This is a genomic window from Holdemania massiliensis, from assembly GCF_022440805.1.
Lineage (GTDB): Bacteria > Bacillota_I > Bacilli_A > Erysipelotrichales > Erysipelotrichaceae > Holdemania > Holdemania massiliensis_A.
In genome coordinates this window covers 137,448-153,076 of the sequence record NZ_JAKNTK010000001.1, presented here as the reverse complement: position 1 = coordinate 153,076, position 15,629 = coordinate 137,448, and the positions used below count along the sequence as shown (strand labels likewise).

The following is a 15,629-nucleotide window of genomic DNA, read 5'->3' as shown; positions in this document are numbered from 1 at the left end:
CTGATTTCCTCCTGGCCTCTAGTATGCCTCGGCGTTCAAAGATTTATTTTGCTTTTTTGTTTCCATTTCAGAATGGGCCGCGGATCTCTCAACGTGTATTTTTCAAAAAGAAAAGGCCTCAGCGGCCTTGCAGGTTGGTTTTATAAAACGTTTCAAGTGAATGCAGCAGCGGATCTTTTTTCCCTTTGCGTTCGCTGCGCGTAAGCAAAAACAGAAAGACCAGACCGCCTAAGAAGCAGACGATCATGTCGGTCATCGTATCGTAAACGCCTTGGGTATAGTGATTAATCGCGTCGATATTGAGAAAGATCAGACAGGCGAATTCAAAGCATTCCCAGAGAAAGGCTATCATCATGTTGATTCCCTGAATGGATAAGCATTTTAGAAGATAATCACGCGGCGTGCTTTCCGTCCAGCTTTGTTTCAGCCAGCAATAGACCAGCGTGATCACCGCGCAGATCAGGATGCCGGAGCTGAAATGCAGCACTTTATCGAAGTAAGGAATGGCATAACCGTTCAGGGTATTGCCGATGATCATCGCCACAGCGATAAACAGCTGCGCCCAGAACAACAATCCCCAAGCCTCTTTCAGCTTGAGGGCTTTGACAACAAGCGGGCCGATCAGCTGAACGCCGAGGGCCAGGACAAGATAGCCCAGCTTCGCATAGAGCTGATGCTGCAGCTGAAAGATCGTACTGTAGATCATCAAAACGGCGGAAGCGCCATACAGAACAGAACATGCTTTTTTCATTTTATCACCTTGCTTTGGATCGTGCTTTTTCAGTATGCCCCATTTTCACGGCGTTCTGCATTAAAACTGCGTTTAATCGTTTTTAAGGCTATCGGGATAAAGATCACCGCCACCAACACTTCGGCGGCTGGATAACAGAACCAAACGGCGCTCAGTCCGCCGAGCTGGCCGAGAATCCAGGCCATCGGAATGATGAAAACCAACTGGCGCAACAGCGACATGACCAAACTCATCAAGCCTTTGCCCAACGCCTGAAACATCGTGGTCATGATGATGCTGCAGGCAGCCGGCAGGAAGCACAGCGCCAGAATTCTGAGCGCATAGCTGCCCAGCTTCAGCATCTGATCAGAACCGTTAAACAGCTTCAAAAGCATTTCCGGCATCGTCCAGAACAGAACCGTGCCGGCTAACATGATCGCCACGGCCACGCCGAAGGATAAGACGAGCGTGCGAGTAAAACGTTTTTCATCCCCCGCGCCGTAATTGTAGCCCAGGATCGGCATCGCGCCCTGGTTTAACCCGAAAATCGGCATAAAAACAAACGACTGAAGCTTAAAATAGATTCCCAGCACTGCCACTGCCGTTGCGGAAAAGCTCATCAGAATGGCGTTCATCGCTGTCGTGGTGAGGGAGCCGATTGCGTTCATGACAAACGTTGGAATTCCAACGCGGTAGATATCCTTGGCCGCCTGCATTTGCGGATGGTGCCGCCAGGGTGCGATATCAACTTCATGCGTTCCGACTTTCAAAACGATCAACACAAAGATCATCGCCAGGATCTGACCGATGACCGTTGCCACCGCCGCTCCGGCAACGCCCATTTTCGCAACGCCGAAGTAGCCGAAGATGAAGATCGGGTCCAGAATGATATTAGTAATCGCGCCGATCAGCTGCGAAAGCATCGGTACGATCATGTTGCCGGTTGCCTGCAGCACTCGTGAACAGGTCATCTCAATCATCACGCCGACTGAGAAAATCATGACGATCATCAAATACTGCGAACCCATCTCAAAAACCGCGGCGTCGGTGGTAAACAAGCCGACAAAAGGCTTGGCCAGAAACAGTCCGACAAACATGCACAGCGCCATGTTGATTAATGACAGAACGATTCCGGTATTGGCCGCAATGTTGGCTTCCTCCCGGCGTTTTTCTCCCAACCGACGGGCGATCAGGGCATTGGTGCCGACCCCGACGCCTAAGGCCAGGGCAATGATCAGCATCTGCAGCGGAAAGGCGATCGACACAGCAACTAGGGCATCCTCGCTGACCTGAGCAACAAAGATACTGTCAACGACGTTATACAGCGACTGCACTAACATGGAAAAAATCGCCGGCACCGACATGCTGAAAAGCAACTTGCCGACCGGCATCGTGCCCATTTTATCTGAATTGAATTTACTCATAAAATCCCTGCTTTCTAAAACTAATAGTCTTATTCTAGTTGAATTGCAGAGTTTCTACAAGACCCAATTCAACGGGATTTTTAAACGTTGGTATAAGTTATCTCAGGAAGAATTCATTTTTACCTTCCTTATAATAAGAAAAGCAAGCAGGATTGTTTGGGATTGGATTTCATGATAAGATGAAAATCAAGAGGTGATCGCATGCGGCTGAAAGAGGATTTTCATCATTCCATCGTCATTGAACGATCGGAGTTTATCTGTTATCTGCACAAGTGTCTGGATGAAGTCCAGGCCAAGGAGTTCATTCAGCAAATCCGCAGGCTGCACCCGGAAGCCAATCATCATTGTTACGCCTACATCGCCGGGCAGCATAACGAACTGCAGCGTTCCAACGATGCAGGTGAGCCCAGCGGTACGGCCGGAGTCCCGATGCTGGAAGCGCTCAAGCTCAGCGGTCTGCAGGATTGCTGCGCCGTCACCGTGCGTTATTTTGGCGGGATCAAACTGGGAGCGGGCGGACTTGTCCGGGCTTATTCCCGTTCTGTCAGTGAAACCGTCAAGCTGGCGCCTAAGGTGGAAATGGTGCTGATGGATCGTTATACGCTGACGTTCTCCTATGATCTGATCGGCAAGCTGGATTATTTATTAAAGGATCAGGCCGATATCCTCACTAAGGATTATGGCGAACAGGTCGTCTATGAATTCTTAACCACCGATCCGACGGTAGCGGAAAAAGTCCAGGAGCTGACCAGCGGGCGTTTTCCATGCCAGTGGATAGCGCAGGAATGGGTCGAAAAAGAATGTCAGGTTAATAAAAGCTGAGCGGCAAAAAGAAAGCGGTCGGGATTTCCCATTACGGGATCCGGACCGTTTTTAGTCTTCCTTGTTTTCTGAATCGTTAAGGCTAAGGAAGCAAAGAAAGATTAAAAGGGATACGCTATTTCTTCCTTTGGGTCTGCTTTCCGATTACCGCTGTCCTTTCGCTGTCTTTCATCTCCTTATTTTAAAAGATCGGTACGGGCACAGGATCGCCGCAGACTCTCTGCCGTCAGCGTTTGGGCACTTCGAATCATCTCAGCCGGGGTGCCGGTAAACACCACTTCTCCGCCGTCTTTTCCGCCATCCGGCCCGATATCAATGATCCAGTCCGCCTGCTTGATCACGTCTAGGTTATGTTCGATTACGATCAGGGTTCCGCCGCGATCCACGATCAGTTCAAAAAGCTTTAAGAGATTCTGAATATCCGAGCGGTGCAGGCCGGTTGTCGGCTCATCCATCACGAAAATTCCCCGGCGCTTTGCCAGATTTTTGGCCAGCTTGATTCGCTGCCGTTCTCCGCCGGACAGCGTGCTTAAAGGCTGTCCCAACGTTAAATATCCCAATCCGACCTGTTCCATCACCCGTAAGTGCCGGCGGATCTTCGCTTCCACAAAGACTGTCAAGGCTTCTGAAGCAGTCAGATTCAATAAATCAACAATATTCCTACCTTTATAAGTACAGCTCAGCGCCTCCGAATTGTACCGCTGACCTGCGCAGGCTTCGCATTCTGTTATGATCGGATCCATGAACGCCAGCTCCGTGACGATAACCCCTTTTCCGCCGCAGACAGGACAGGCTCCGGCGGAATTGAAGCTGAACAGGCTTTCTGACTGTCCGCTTTCCCGCGCCATCAGCCGGCGGATTTCATCAAAAAAGCCAAGGTAGGAAGCAGGTGTGGAACGCTGCGTGGCTGTAATCGCACTTTGATCGATCATGATCACATCGTTTTCATACTGTCTGGCAAAGACCTGGGATATCAGCGTACTCTTTCCTGAACCGGCAACTCCGGTCACCACCGTCATGATCCCCAACGGAATATCCACATCGACCTTTTTCAGATTATGCAGCTGAGCACCGCGAATCGGCAGGCTTGTCTGAGCCTCGCGGAAACTTTGTTTAATCGGCAGCGTATGCCGCAGAGCCTGGCCGGTCAGCGTATCGGTTTGAAGCAGTTGGGCATAGCTGCCGGAAAAGACGATCTCGCCGCCTTTCTGGCCGGCCAGCGGACCCACGTCGATAATGTGGTCGGCGATTGAAATCACATCTTCATCATGTTCGACTACAAGCACGGTATTGCCTTTATCGCGCAGCTGACAAAGCAGCCGGTTCATGCGGCCGACATCGCGGGGATGCATGCCGGTGCTGGGCTCGTCAAAGATATAAAGCAGATTGGTTAAACTGCTTCCCATATAGCGAACCAATTTCAGCCGCTGTGCTTCCCCGCCGGAAAGCGACAGCGTTTCGCGATTCAGATGCAGATAGGATAATCCGATTTCAATCAGCCTGTCCAACCCTTCGGCCAGTGTCTGAACAATCATGCTTACAGTGGGATCCGTGATTTCCATCAGCACGGCTTTGAGCTGCGGCAGCTCCATTTCGCTCATCTCCGCGATCGAATAGCCGTGAATCCGACAGGCCAGAGTTGTCGGGTTCAGCCGTTTCCCCTGACAGCTGGGACATTCCGATTCTTTGATCAAATGCTGGGATTTCTTCTGCGTATGCTGACTTTTGTCGCTGAGGTCCCGGTTCAGCAGGATTTTGGTATATTGATGAACCAAACCAGGAAGCTTGGGATTTTCCGGTGTGCCGCTGCCGTCCCTGGATCCATAGAGCAGCAGATTGTACTCTTGGGTTGTATATTTCTGGATCGGCTTATCAAGATCAAACAGACCGGACTGAGCCAGCTGTTTCCAATACCAGGAGCCGGGACGATATAAGGAATCCTTCACACCGCCCTGATTTAGCGATAAAGCTGGATCAAGCAGAGCGGTTACATCCAAACTTGTAACCTTGCCCAGACCGCTGCATGTCCGGCACATTCCATTGGGATCATTGAACGAAAAGCAGGAGGCCGATCCGGCATACGGCTTTCCAATCCGTGAAAACAACAGCCGCAGACTGGCATACAGACCGCTGATTGTGCCGACGGTGGAGCGAATGTTTCCGCCTAAAGGTGATTGATCAACAATCACCGATGGGGATAAATTCTCAATCCGTTCGACCGCCGGTTTGGGGTATTTCGGCATTCTGGATCGGACAAAGGGCGGATAGGTCGCGTTCATCTGGCGCTGCGATTCAGCGGCAAGCGTATCAAAGACAATGCTTGATTTCCCCGAACCGGACACACCGGTGAACACCGTAATTTTCTCTTTGGGTATTCTGAAAGTGACATGTTTCAGATTGTTCTGCGTCAGTCCGTAAACCACGATATCACGGTTCTCCGCCACGATTTCCAAAGTATTCTTTAATTCTGTTTTCGTCGTTTTTTCCATTCTTCGTCCTCCTGTGTTCACTGTAAAGTATCTGCTTCTCAGCATATCAGAGCCGAAGCGTCCATTCTTGATCATTTTTGCTAAAATATGACGGATCATCACGTCTTTGGGCCATGGTATAATGACAATACGGGAAGGAGGCGCTGCATGAAATCCATATCAATTTTAGAAAAAGCCGTTGAGTATATCGAAGCGCATTTATCCGATCCAATCAGTCTGAGCGATGTATCGCGGGAAACGGGTTATTCTTACTATCACATGACTCGCCTGTTTACCACGGTTTCCGGTGAATCCGTGAATCGTTATATCCATCGCCGCCGGCTTTCTGCCGCTTCTGAGAAATTACTGCATTCGGATCAAAGAGTTCTCGACATCGCGCTGGAATGCGGCTTTCAGTCGGCCGAAGTTTTTAACCGAGCTTTCAAGGGACATTTTGGATGCACTCCCATCGAGTACCGCCGACGCGGCATCAGCCGGTTTGTCGAAGCCAAAGTGAAGCTGCTTCCCGGCGATCTTGAACACATCGCTTTCAACGTTTCCCACACGCCGGAGATTGTAGAACGCGAAGCCGTTCAGCTCGGTGGTCTGCGCGGCACCACAGCCCTTTCCAACAATCAGATTCCTTCTCTCTGGGAACAATTTCTGCGTGAGTATCATTCTTTTTTCTCGACCTCGGCCATTGGATACAGTGTCTGTGAAACGTTGTCGACCACCTATACTCAGGAAGGCGACATTGCCTTTACGGTGTTGGTCGGCAGCCCGGTCAGCGCTTTGACTTCTCTGCCGCCAGGCTTGATCGCAAAAACGCTGAATGGGGGAAAATTTGCGGTCTTTACTCATCGGGGAGCTTTTCGCAATTTATATACGACTTATCTTTATATCTATGGAACTTGGCTGCCAAGCGCCAAAGTGGAGCTGGATGAACGGGAGGATTTTGAGGTTTATGCCCGGAAAGTAATTTCCTATGACGATCCGCAGAATGAGGTTAAATTGTTTATCCCCATAAAATAACGCTATTGAAAACTAAAGTTCACGCACCGGCTTGCTTCGGCGGCGATCCTGCCGAGGAAACAGGCTTTTTCCGTCCTCTTTATCCTAGATCGCTGTGCCTGCCAATTTTTTCTGCGGTTATGCCGGAGTCGTTATTGAACAAACTCAGAAAAACAAATTAATAAAAAAAAACTCCCATTCTTATCCGGAATGAGGGTTCTTTTGAATTATACAAGCATGATGTCCTTCTCTTCAATCATTCGGCTGAATACCAGCATGAGAAAGGCTGCCAGCAGCGGATCTGATTCTTCCATCTCAATCTGATTGGGCTGCAGATGGCCGATCACATGCCCGGCTTTTTCAATCTGACAGCGAACGCCCCGGCAGCAGAGCTGACCGATAAAATCACCGAAGCGAATCTCTGCCTGTTCATAGACCGGCGGACGCAGCGCCCAGATCCCGTCTTCCTTGCCATTCCAGATCAGGTTTCCTTCACCCAGCGGTACCAGCTTCAAGGAAATCGTATGCGCCTGTCTTTCAACCTGAACGCTGTACGTTTTTCCCTGATACTCAATCACCGGCGTCTGTGCCTCCAGTGTCAAAATAGCGGCAGTCTGTTTTTTCTCATCCTTGAGTATTCTCTGTTTCCCATGCTTTGTCACATTCCACTTCATCCCTATTTTCCTCCTTTATCCCCAGATATGGATGACTACATTGAACACGCCGATCGAGGCCATAACCCAAATCGGATTCAATTTGAATTTCCGTAAGGCGATCAATGCCGCGGCAAACAAGCCTACCGACAACCAGTCAATCTGCGACCAGGCCAATCCCGCCGCGCCTTCTTTTAACAGCGCCAGTTTGCACAGGCTGATTCCAGCTCCGGCAATCAGGGCGACGACAACCGGCCGCAGACCGGACAGAATTCCCTGCATGACGGACAATTCGCGGTATTTATAATAAACCCAGGCCAAGGTCAGCACGATGATGCAGGAAGGAAGCACGCAGCCGATTGTGGCAATGATGGCTCCCGGCAGGCCGGCGACCTGAGTGCCGACGAACGTGGCTGAGTTAATCGCAATCGGACCTGGAGTCATTTCGGCGATCGTGATGATATCCGCAAACTGCGTCATCGTCAGCCAGCCATGAATCGCAACCACCTGATTTTGGATCAGCGGCATCGCGGCATACCCGCCGCCGATACTGAACAGACCGATCTGGAAGAAGCTCCAGAATAGCTTAAAGAAGATTTCAATCATCCGATGCGCTCCTTTCTGGCCTTTTCACGGCTCATCGTATTCACAGTCCCAATCGCGCCGCAGACAACGATCAGAATGAGAATGTTGACCTTAAAGACGCTATTGGCAATCAGCGCCAGGATCATGACGATAATGCCGACTCGATTTCTCTCCACGATCAGTCCCTTGATCATATTGAAGACGACATCGACAATGACCGCGGCAACGGCCGCCTGCATCCCGCGCATCGCAAAGCTGACGACGGCGCTGCTGCGGAAAGCATCATAACAATACGAGATGATGGTCAAAATGATCAGCGGGGGCAGTACCGTCGCCAGAATGTTGACCAGCGCGCCGACAATCCCTTTGAGCCGATAACCGATGATAATTGAACCGTTGACCGCAATCGCTCCCGGTGAGCTCTGCGCGATCGCGACCAGATCCATCATTTCCTTCTCTTCCACCCAATGCAGCTCATCGACGAACTTCTTTTTCATTAACGGGACGATGACAAAGCCGCCGCCGAAAGTGAACATGCTGAGGGTGAAGGTGGAGGTAAACATTTTAATAAGACTGACTTCCTGTTTTTTTTCCATTTCTCTTTCCCTTTCCTTCCACCCCATTATAGTGCTTGCCTAATTATATGAATAATATTATAATTAAATATATTTCATATCATTTTCAATATATAAGGAGGCTGTTATGACTTTGCGTCACATGCGTATTTTTGTTGAAGTCTGTCACACGATGAACATTACCCGCGCCGCGGAGAATCTCCACTTGTCGCAGCCGGCTGTCAGCCTGGCCATCAGCGAGCTGGAGGACTATTACGGCATTGCCCTGTTCGACCGGATCGGAAGACGAATTTATATTACCGAAGCGGGCAAAAACTTTCTGAGCTATGCCCAGCACATCACCGCTACCTTTGATGAGATGGAAACCGGAATTAAAAACTGGGATTATTTCGGAACGCTGCGCGTGGGCGCCAGTATTTCTCTGGGTATTCGGCTGCTTCCGCAGATTATTAAAGCGTTTTCTCAATCCTTTCCCGGCATTAAAATTCCGGTGATTGTCAACAGTTCGGAAACCATTGAAGCCAAAATTCTGAATAATGAAATAGACATTGCTTTATGCGAAGGTCTGATTCATTCACCGGATATCATCACCGAGCCGTTTTATGAAGACCGGCTTGTCGTCCTCTGCGGCGCTCATCATCCGCTGGCCAAAAAGGATCGGCTTACACTGGAGGATATTGTTCGTGAACCGTTGTTGATGCGGGAATTGGGCAGCGGCACCCGGGAGATTTTTGAAAACTTTATGACAGCGCATCAAATCCAGGTCGAGCCGTTATGGCAGAGTTCCTCAACCCGGGCCATCGTCAGTGCCGTGGAAGCCAATATCGGGATTTCCGTTCTGCCTTATGAACTGGTAAAAGATGATATTCTGCAGGGGGAAGTCCAGCTGCTCCAGCTTCCGGATGCGGCTTTCCGGCGAACCTGCCACCTGGTTTACCATCGTTCCAAATATCTGACCCGTTCTGCCCAAGCCTTCTTAAAGCAGTGCCATCTCAGTGCCAGTTTGTTATCCCAACAGCGTCAACAGGAGTTGCAGGCAGCGGAACAGGAGCGCCGCCGACGGGCTGCCGGACAATGAGGGATTGCAGCAAAGCTGAGGATCACTCACCAACAGGATCTCGTTGTAAAAGAGCTGATTTTATGACATGGAATGCGCCTGAAAATTAAAGCACAAAAAAAAGGAACAGCTCCTTTACGTTATCCATCCGTAATGAGGCTGTTCCTCTTTTTTATTGATTAAGATTGAAACAAGTTCCTGTTCACCGCTGCTTTTTAAACGGTGTTTCTTCATCTTCCCGGCTGATTATTCAAAATCAACTTTGGCGACGCGCACGATCCAATGGGTTCCATAAGGGAAGCCCACGGCTCGATAGCTGCATTGATCGCCGTTCTGACTGAACAACAGTTCTTCATCATTATCCAGCCAGTGAATCGCTTTGACCTTGCGGGTTAAGCCCAACAGCGCATGATCTTCATCGGTGCTTTCATAGGCCGCTACGACATCCTTCGGCCCCAATAACGGCAGATCATGAACATAGACGTAAGCGCAGCCGTCCTTCTCCAGCACAAAATCCTTCTCATGACTGCAGCGGATCGGGCTGACCTTCCCGTCATACAGCGAATCCTTCGCCATCGCCGTCCACTGACCGATCACTTCCAGCAGCGCCTCGGTCATCTTGGTCACGCCGCCCTGGCCGGTAAGACCGATGTTCAGCAGATAATTCGCTCCGACCTTGCGGGCATGGCACAGCCGTTCGATCATCTGCCGCGGGCTCTTGTAATCCAGATCATGCTCGGCGATTCCCCAATGCCGGTTCATCGTCTGGCACATTTCAGCGGTCACATACTTCGGCATGCCTTCCCGATTCATCGGAGAAGCCTGTCCCTGTTCAAAGGTGACACTGTCAATTTCCGGATGACCGGTCTTTCCCTGCTGGGATAATCCGGTGTTGTTGATAATCATCGCTTCCGGCTGCAGCCGCCGGATCATGCCGTAGAATTCATCCAGCTTCCAGTCCGCATCCCGTTTAGACCAGTTGCCGTCAAACCACAGCCCTCCGATCTTACCGTAATGCGTGCAGAGAATTTCCACCGATTTGGACAGATATTCTAAATAGGCGTCAAAATCCTGATCAAAATCCGGGTGCACCCAATCCAGCGTCGTGTGATAGAGCATCGGAAGAATATCCTCTTCCCGGCACGCCTCCACAAACTCCTTCACCAGATCCCGGCCGCATGGGGTATGCATAACATCATAATCAGTCAGGCCGCGGGTATCATACAGGGAAAAACCATCGTGATGACGAGTGGTCAGCGTGATGTATTTCATGCCGGCTTGCTTAGCCAGCGCGACAATTTGTCTGGCGTCGAAATCTTCCGCTGTGAAGTTTTTGAATAACTCCGTGTATTTTTCATTGGAAATATGATGCAGATTCATCGTCCATTCCCCCTGAGCCAGCTGTGAATACAGCCCCCAGTGGATAAACATACCGAAACCGCGTTGTTCAAACTGGGCGATATACGGTGCAGGTACAGGAATACTCATTGTAGAATCCTCTCTTTCTTTATCTCTATTTTAACTCAAACAGAGCGACATCGCCGCTCTGTTTCTATTTTATCCAAAAAAACCGCGGTAAGCGTTGAAACAGCTGAGCAGAAGCAGACAGGCCATGGTGGCGATATAGACCTTTTCCACCTGCCGGTTATCCAGCCGGTTGTTCAGCCACGTTCCAAGGTAGCCGCCGATGACAGAAGCCACGCAGATAAACAAAATCGGCGACATATCATACGCTGTAAACTGGTTGGCGATATACACCTGGGACAGTTTGGAAATCTGCGAAAAGAAGATGGTCGCGATCGAATAGACAACGCATTCCTTCATATCAAAGGAAAAGAAGATGGTCAGCAGCGCAATGTTCATCGGACCGCCGCCAATGCCCAAAAAGACCGAAATAACCCCAAGGACAAAACCCAGCAGCGTAATCACCGCTTTATTTTTGACGCGGTAGGTCTTGATCTTCGATTTATTCAGCGTGTAGATCAGGATGCAGACCAGCGTAACCGCCAATAAAATCGCCTGGATTCCCTTCACTGTTCCCTGGGAAGAGAACTGCTGATTGACTAAATTAAACACACTTTCCCCGGCGAATCCGCCCAGAATGGACCCCAACGAAATCATGACGACCGTCAGGACATCAAACCGAGAACCATGCCGCAGCTGCTTAATGATGGAAACAATGCACATCGTAAAGACCGCGATCGATGAATACACCCCAATTGTTGCCGCATCATGATATCCCAGCATATCAAAACAAGGTTTAATAATTACACCGCCGCCCAAACCGGCGATCGCTCCGATGGTCGTCGCGCACAGAACGACGATAGAATAAATCCAAACCATAAAAATCCTCCCTTATTCCGCTGCTTCTTTTTCGTCTGCAGCGTGTTTCCTCTCCATTTGCTCACAGTGATTCATAGTACCGTAATTAAGCTTGAAAAGCAAGCTCAATTCCTGCTTTAATCTTACTTTTATATTATATCATAGATGTTCGGCATCCACTGTAAAACTCTTGTGAAAGAATGTTTTTTGCCAAAGATTGAGCTCCTGTATCAGAAAGCAGCGTATAATTCCTCTATTTTACAGAAGCGAAAACAACCTGTTTTTTCATGGCTGCAGCCTCGATGACCGCTGGGAACTGCACAAAAATCGCCTAAGACAGAGGCTGCGGAGAAGGCTGACAAAAAGGAAGCCTTAGCTTCATGCTTATGCACACGCCAAGCGCTTCCTGTTTTTTTATTCCGTCTTTCTTTTACCAATGAGATCTCAGTACAGAGCCGCTGGTTTAACGATTGATTTCCAACAGTTTCTGATTGAGTTCTTTTTCGATCTTGCGCAGTTCAGCTTCCGCTTCAATCCGCTTCTGGCGGCCTTCCTTCTGAATCTGAGCGACTTCATCCAGCGTCGAAATCAGCGCCTCGTTAGTATGCTGCAGCGTTTCGATATCCACGATGCCGCGCTCGGATTCCTTGGCCGTTTCAATCGTGGCCATCTTTAATGTATCGGCATTCTTTTTCAGCAGCTGGTTGGTCATTTCATTGACCTCACGCTGAGCTTCCATCGCCTGCTTGGAGTGATTCAGCCCCAGTGCCAGCACCATCTGACTTTTCCACAGCGGGATCGTATTGACCAGCGTCGACTGGATTTTTTCCGTCATCAAGGTGTCATTGTTCTGAACCAGACGAATCTGCGGCGCCATCTGCAGCGCAACGGTGCGCGTCAGTTCCAGATCATGAATCTTCTTCTCAAACCGGTCGCAGGCATTAGCCAGATCATTGGCCTTCTGTGCGTCTTCCGGCAGTCCGCTGCGCTTGGCTGCCTCAATCATCTTCGGCAGGTCCTGACTGCGGACTTCCTGCAGCTTCTTTTTCCCTGCCAGAATATACATGGTCAGCTCTTTGAAATGAACCATGTTCTTTTCATACAGCTGATCCAGCAGGGCAATATCGCGCATCAGTGTAATCTGATGATCTTCCAGTGCTTTGGAAATCTTGTTGACATTCAGTTCCGCCTTGTCATAGCGGGCTTTCATCTTTTCCATCTTGTTCGTCGTTTTCTTAAACATGCCGAACAAGCCTTTTTCTTCTTCCTCATCCGCCGAAAAACCTTTCAGCTCGCCGACCAGATCTGCCATCATTTCACCGACTTCACCGAGATCTTTTGTTCTGACATTCTGCAGGGCAGAATCGGAGAAATCCGCAATTTTCTTCTGGGCTTCAGCGCCGTACTGCAATACGGTTGTGGATGATGTCACGTCGATCTGCTTGGAAAAGTCATCGACCATTTTCTGTTCTTCCGGGCTTAATTTGACTTCCTGCTGCTGATCCGCAGTCTTTAACTGCGGCGCTGGCTCCGCAATGGTTTCTTCTTCTGAAATCTGGGGATTCAGCGTCAGCGTAATTTTCTCTTCAGCCATGATCATTATTCCTCTTTTCTATCCATTGAATTCGTTTACCTCTTTAATCTTAGACGGTCGCTTTCCGCTTGTCAAGAAACTCCCGAGTCTGCTCAGCGATGAATTTTGTTTGCACGCACCGCTTTCTGCTTTGATGCTCCTGAATCAGCGGAACAGCGTGGTTTTTTCCTCGGAAAGCTTCCATTCATTTGCAAGAAAAGGAAAAGCTGCGGGTTAGTAAGCCTTCCCGGCAGCTTTATTGATCTTCATGGAGTTTAGTTCTGCAGCTCAAGGTCAAAATCTTCCCGCAGCAGCAGATCCATTCGTGCTTTCGGATCGTTCAGAATCCGTCGGGATTGATTCAGGATCGCTTTTTCTACGGTATTGCGAGCTAATCGGCCATTGCCGCTGCGGGCGGCGGAATTCATCTGAACCGCGTTAAAATAAATCGTTAAATCGTTCAGACAGCCCTCGTCGATAACGTAGTCTTTCCCTTGCGCCAGTGAAACGGCAATCTGCGTCAGTTCGCTACCGGTATAGTCGGCGAAGTTCAGATTATTGGGGAACCGCGACTTCAACCCGGAATTCGCATTCAGGAATTCTTCCATTTCCCGGCTGTAGCCAGCCAGAATGACAATCAGATCATCGCGGTGATCTTCCATGCCCTTCACTAACGTGTCGACAGCCTCCAGACCGAAGCTGTCATCCTTGCCGCGGACTAATGAATACGCTTCATCAATAAACAGCACGCCGCCCAAAGCGGATTCAATAATCTGCTGGGTCAGCGGTGCGGTGTGGCCGACATAACGGCCGACTAAATCACTGCGGCTGACCTCGATCAGCTGCCCCTGCGACAACAAGCCCAGGGCCTTAAACAGCCGGGCGACTAAGCGGGCCATCGTCGTCTTGCCCGTTCCGGGATTGCCGGTAAAGATCATATGGCGGGACAGCGGCGCGGCTTTCAAGCCTTGTTTCTGCCGCAGTTGGGTGACTTTGTAATGTTCTTCCATGGATTTTAACGTATCTTTGACTTCCTGCAGACCGACAATCGCATCCATTTCTTTACGAATGGCTTCAAGATCATCCTTTTCCAGCCGGATTAAATCAGAAATCGCCAGCGGTTGACCGTGAGCTTCAAAAATCCATTCCTTTTCCACTTTGATATGAACCTCATGAAGCGGCTCCGATTGTTTCAGACACAGCTCGTTTAAAGCGGCATTCAACTGCCGGATATCTTTTTCCAAGGCCAAAGCTCCGGTTGACGTTTCCAAGACTGCCAGCCGTTTCCTAGCCGCATCCGCCTCAAAGGTCAAAGTGATATTGAGCTGTCTGGCAGCGTTGACCACCGTTTCCTCTAACCGCCGCTGAAAGAGCGTCAGGAGGACTTCCTGGCTTAACGGCTGCGACGAAGGCTGATCTAAAATCACTTCTGTCATGGAATTCGGGAAATTCTGCATCAGCGTCTTGCGTGAGGCCGTTAGGAAAACAATGTATTTATCTGTCAATTTCAGCGTTGACACAGTCTGGGTGACCAAAGAGCTGTTGGCTTCCACCAGCTGTTTTCCTTTATTTAAAACATATCGTTTATTCAAAGTCACTTCTTCATTCTGACACAGCTTCATCAGCTGATTGAGAAACGGCGGATACATCGCTTCCGCCTGTTCAATGACAATCACTTCGGCTTCGGCGCAGGAAGCCGCGTACATATCCTGAATGAAGACCTTTTCCTGATCACTTCCGGCATAATGCGAACCGTTAATCGTCACCGTGTCTGCACTGGTCAGCCAGTGTTTTTCAGCCAGGGTTTGGATCATCGTCGACAGCGCCAGGTGCCGGCCGCTGCCAACCGGGCCGCTGATGACAAAGACATTGCGCAGCACGCCTTCCGGCTGACCGCTGGCGAAAGGCCGGAAGAACGCTCGGGCCAAATCGCTCAGAAAGACTTCCTGGCCCAACACAACCGCACCCGTCTGTTCAGCGGCTTCCCGCATTCCTGTCAGCACTGCCTGCAGATCCTGAGCCTGACGTTTCTCCTTGTTCTCAATATCGACCTGAATCCCGAAGTCCTTCTGAACTTCAGCCTGCAGCTTCGCAAAATCCTGATCGCTGAAACCTAAATCCTGTGATTGTCCGCGCAGCGCTTCCGACTGCTTCTGGATTTCTTCGCTTTGCCGGCGCAGAATGGCATTGAGCTGATCCATCGCGTTTTCCGTTGTACGCAGCGTATCCTCCGCCTTTTTCTGGTGAGCCTGGGCCTGATCCAGTCCCGTCTGCAGCTCCGTTTGGTTTTTCTGCACCTGCTCTAGATAGTCTTCCGCCGACACCGTATTCAGACGATGTCCGCGAAACATCGAATTCATCAGCTGTTCAAGATCCTTCTTTTCATTTTCTTTTGACATGCCTTATCCT

13 protein-coding genes are annotated in these 15,629 nt (G+C 49.9%); 3 read left to right on the top strand and 10 right to left on the bottom strand.

Going from position 1 to position 15,629, the window contains the following annotated elements; translation table 11 throughout:
- Positions 1-118 precede the first annotated feature (118 nt).
- Together MCG46_RS00690 and MCG46_RS00685 are read right to left on the bottom strand one after the other, a co-directional pair.
- A complete protein-coding gene (locus MCG46_RS00690) occupies positions 119-751 on the bottom strand; it encodes a hypothetical protein (protein WP_240276682.1) in 633 nt (210 codons plus the stop codon).
- Between the two features lie 29 nt (positions 752-780).
- A complete protein-coding gene (locus MCG46_RS00685) occupies positions 781-2,154 on the bottom strand; it encodes an MATE family efflux transporter (RefSeq protein ID WP_240276680.1) in 1,374 nt (457 codons plus the stop codon).
- Between the two features lie 201 nt (positions 2,155-2,355).
- Here MCG46_RS00685 and MCG46_RS00680 point away from each other — a divergent pair, with 201 nt between their 5' ends.
- Positions 2,356-2,976, top strand: a complete 621-nt coding sequence (locus tag MCG46_RS00680; RefSeq protein ID WP_240276678.1) for a YigZ family protein — start codon at positions 2,356-2,358, stop codon at positions 2,974-2,976.
- 176 nt (positions 2,977-3,152) lie between these two features.
- On the opposite strand, the gene MCG46_RS00675 is transcribed toward MCG46_RS00680, so the two are convergent.
- Positions 3,153-5,465, bottom strand: a complete 2,313-nt coding sequence (locus MCG46_RS00675) for an ATP-binding cassette domain-containing protein (protein WP_240276676.1) — start codon at positions 5,463-5,465, stop codon at positions 3,153-3,155.
- A 147-nt stretch (positions 5,466-5,612) separates the two neighbouring features.
- On the opposite strand from MCG46_RS00675, the gene MCG46_RS00670 reads away from it, so the two are divergent.
- Positions 5,613-6,476 (top strand): helix-turn-helix domain-containing protein, encoded by an 864-nt coding sequence (locus tag MCG46_RS00670; protein ID WP_240276673.1) that lies wholly within the window; start codon positions 5,613-5,615, stop codon positions 6,474-6,476.
- Positions 6,477-6,682: 206 nt separating this feature from the next.
- Here MCG46_RS00670 and MCG46_RS00665 read toward each other — a convergent pair whose 3' ends face one another.
- Genes MCG46_RS00665 through MCG46_RS00655 form a run of 3 tightly spaced genes read right to left on the bottom strand, consistent with a single transcriptional unit; the run spans position 6,683 to position 8,289 of the window.
- Positions 6,683-7,129: a hypothetical protein gene (locus tag MCG46_RS00665; RefSeq protein ID WP_240276672.1), complete on the bottom strand. Its 447-nt coding sequence runs from the start codon at positions 7,127-7,129 to the stop codon at positions 6,683-6,685.
- A gap of 15 nt (positions 7,130-7,144) precedes the next feature.
- Entirely contained in the window at positions 7,145-7,714 is a 570-nt protein-coding gene (locus MCG46_RS00660) for a chromate transporter (RefSeq protein ID WP_240276671.1), read from the bottom strand.
- Positions 7,711-8,289 carry a chromate transporter gene (locus MCG46_RS00655; protein WP_240276670.1) on the bottom strand — a complete coding sequence of 193 codons (579 nt, stop codon included), beginning with the start codon at positions 8,287-8,289 and terminating at the stop codon, positions 7,711-7,713. The genes MCG46_RS00660 and MCG46_RS00655 overlap by 4 nt, the downstream gene beginning before the upstream one ends.
- Positions 8,290-8,395: 106 nt before the next feature.
- Here MCG46_RS00655 and MCG46_RS00650 point away from each other — a divergent pair, with 106 nt between their 5' ends.
- Positions 8,396-9,346, top strand: a complete 951-nt coding sequence (locus MCG46_RS00650; RefSeq protein ID WP_240276668.1) for a LysR family transcriptional regulator — start codon at positions 8,396-8,398, stop codon at positions 9,344-9,346.
- Between the two features lie 225 nt (positions 9,347-9,571).
- Here the strand turns inward: MCG46_RS00650 and MCG46_RS00645 are convergent, their stop codons facing one another.
- The 4 genes from MCG46_RS00645 to MCG46_RS00630 form a co-directional block, all read right to left on the bottom strand.
- The gene (locus MCG46_RS00645; RefSeq protein ID WP_240276666.1) at positions 9,572-10,813 is read right to left on the bottom strand and encodes an alpha-L-fucosidase; all 1,242 of its coding nucleotides are present in this window, start codon (positions 10,811-10,813) and stop codon (positions 9,572-9,574) included.
- A gap of 69 nt (positions 10,814-10,882) precedes the next feature.
- Positions 10,883-11,668 carry a sulfite exporter TauE/SafE family protein gene (locus MCG46_RS00640; protein WP_020226088.1) on the bottom strand — a complete coding sequence of 262 codons (786 nt, stop codon included), beginning with the start codon at positions 11,666-11,668 and terminating at the stop codon, positions 10,883-10,885.
- A 442-nt stretch (positions 11,669-12,110) separates the two neighbouring features.
- On the bottom strand, positions 12,111-13,241 hold the full coding sequence (locus MCG46_RS00635; RefSeq protein ID WP_040452406.1) for a toxic anion resistance protein: 1,131 nt from the start codon (positions 13,239-13,241) through the stop codon (positions 12,111-12,113).
- Positions 13,242-13,495: 254 nt separating this feature from the next.
- Positions 13,496-15,619: an AAA family ATPase gene (locus MCG46_RS00630; RefSeq protein WP_240276664.1), complete on the bottom strand. Its 2,124-nt coding sequence runs from the start codon at positions 15,617-15,619 to the stop codon at positions 13,496-13,498.
- Between the last annotated feature and the right edge of the window lie 10 nt (positions 15,620-15,629).

Excerpts from the sequence above, each read along its gene's own strand:
- MCG46_RS00690 (WP_240276682.1), bottom strand. The coding sequence starts at position 751 with ATGAAAAAAGCATGTTCTGTTCTGTATGGCGCTTCCGCCGTTTTGATG.
- MCG46_RS00660 (WP_240276671.1), bottom strand. The coding sequence starts at position 7,714 with ATGATTGAAATCTTCTTTAAGCTATTCTGGAGCTTCTTCCAGATCGGT.
- MCG46_RS00655 (WP_240276670.1), bottom strand. The coding sequence starts at position 8,289 with ATGGAAAAAAAACAGGAAGTCAGTCTTATTAAAATGTTTACCTCCACC.
- MCG46_RS00630 (WP_240276664.1), bottom strand. The coding sequence starts at position 15,619 with ATGTCAAAAGAAAATGAAAAGAAGGATCTTGAACAGCTGATGAATTCG.
- MCG46_RS00635 (WP_040452406.1), bottom strand. The coding sequence starts at position 13,241 with ATGGCTGAAGAGAAAATTACGCTGACGCTGAATCCCCAGATTTCAGAA.
- MCG46_RS00670 (WP_240276673.1), top strand. The coding sequence starts at position 5,613 with ATGAAATCCATATCAATTTTAGAAAAAGCCGTTGAGTATATCGAAGCG.
- MCG46_RS00645 (WP_240276666.1), bottom strand. The coding sequence starts at position 10,813 with ATGAGTATTCCTGTACCTGCACCGTATATCGCCCAGTTTGAACAACGC.
- MCG46_RS00685 (WP_240276680.1), bottom strand. The coding sequence starts at position 2,154 with ATGAGTAAATTCAATTCAGATAAAATGGGCACGATGCCGGTCGGCAAG.
- MCG46_RS00675 (WP_240276676.1), bottom strand. The coding sequence starts at position 5,465 with ATGGAAAAAACGACGAAAACAGAATTAAAGAATACTTTGGAAATCGTG.
- MCG46_RS00680 (WP_240276678.1), top strand. The coding sequence starts at position 2,356 with ATGCGGCTGAAAGAGGATTTTCATCATTCCATCGTCATTGAACGATCG.
- MCG46_RS00640 (WP_020226088.1), bottom strand. The coding sequence starts at position 11,668 with ATGGTTTGGATTTATTCTATCGTCGTTCTGTGCGCGACGACCATCGGA.
- MCG46_RS00665 (WP_240276672.1), bottom strand. The coding sequence starts at position 7,129 with ATGAAGTGGAATGTGACAAAGCATGGGAAACAGAGAATACTCAAGGAT.
- MCG46_RS00650 (WP_240276668.1), top strand. The coding sequence starts at position 8,396 with ATGACTTTGCGTCACATGCGTATTTTTGTTGAAGTCTGTCACACGATG.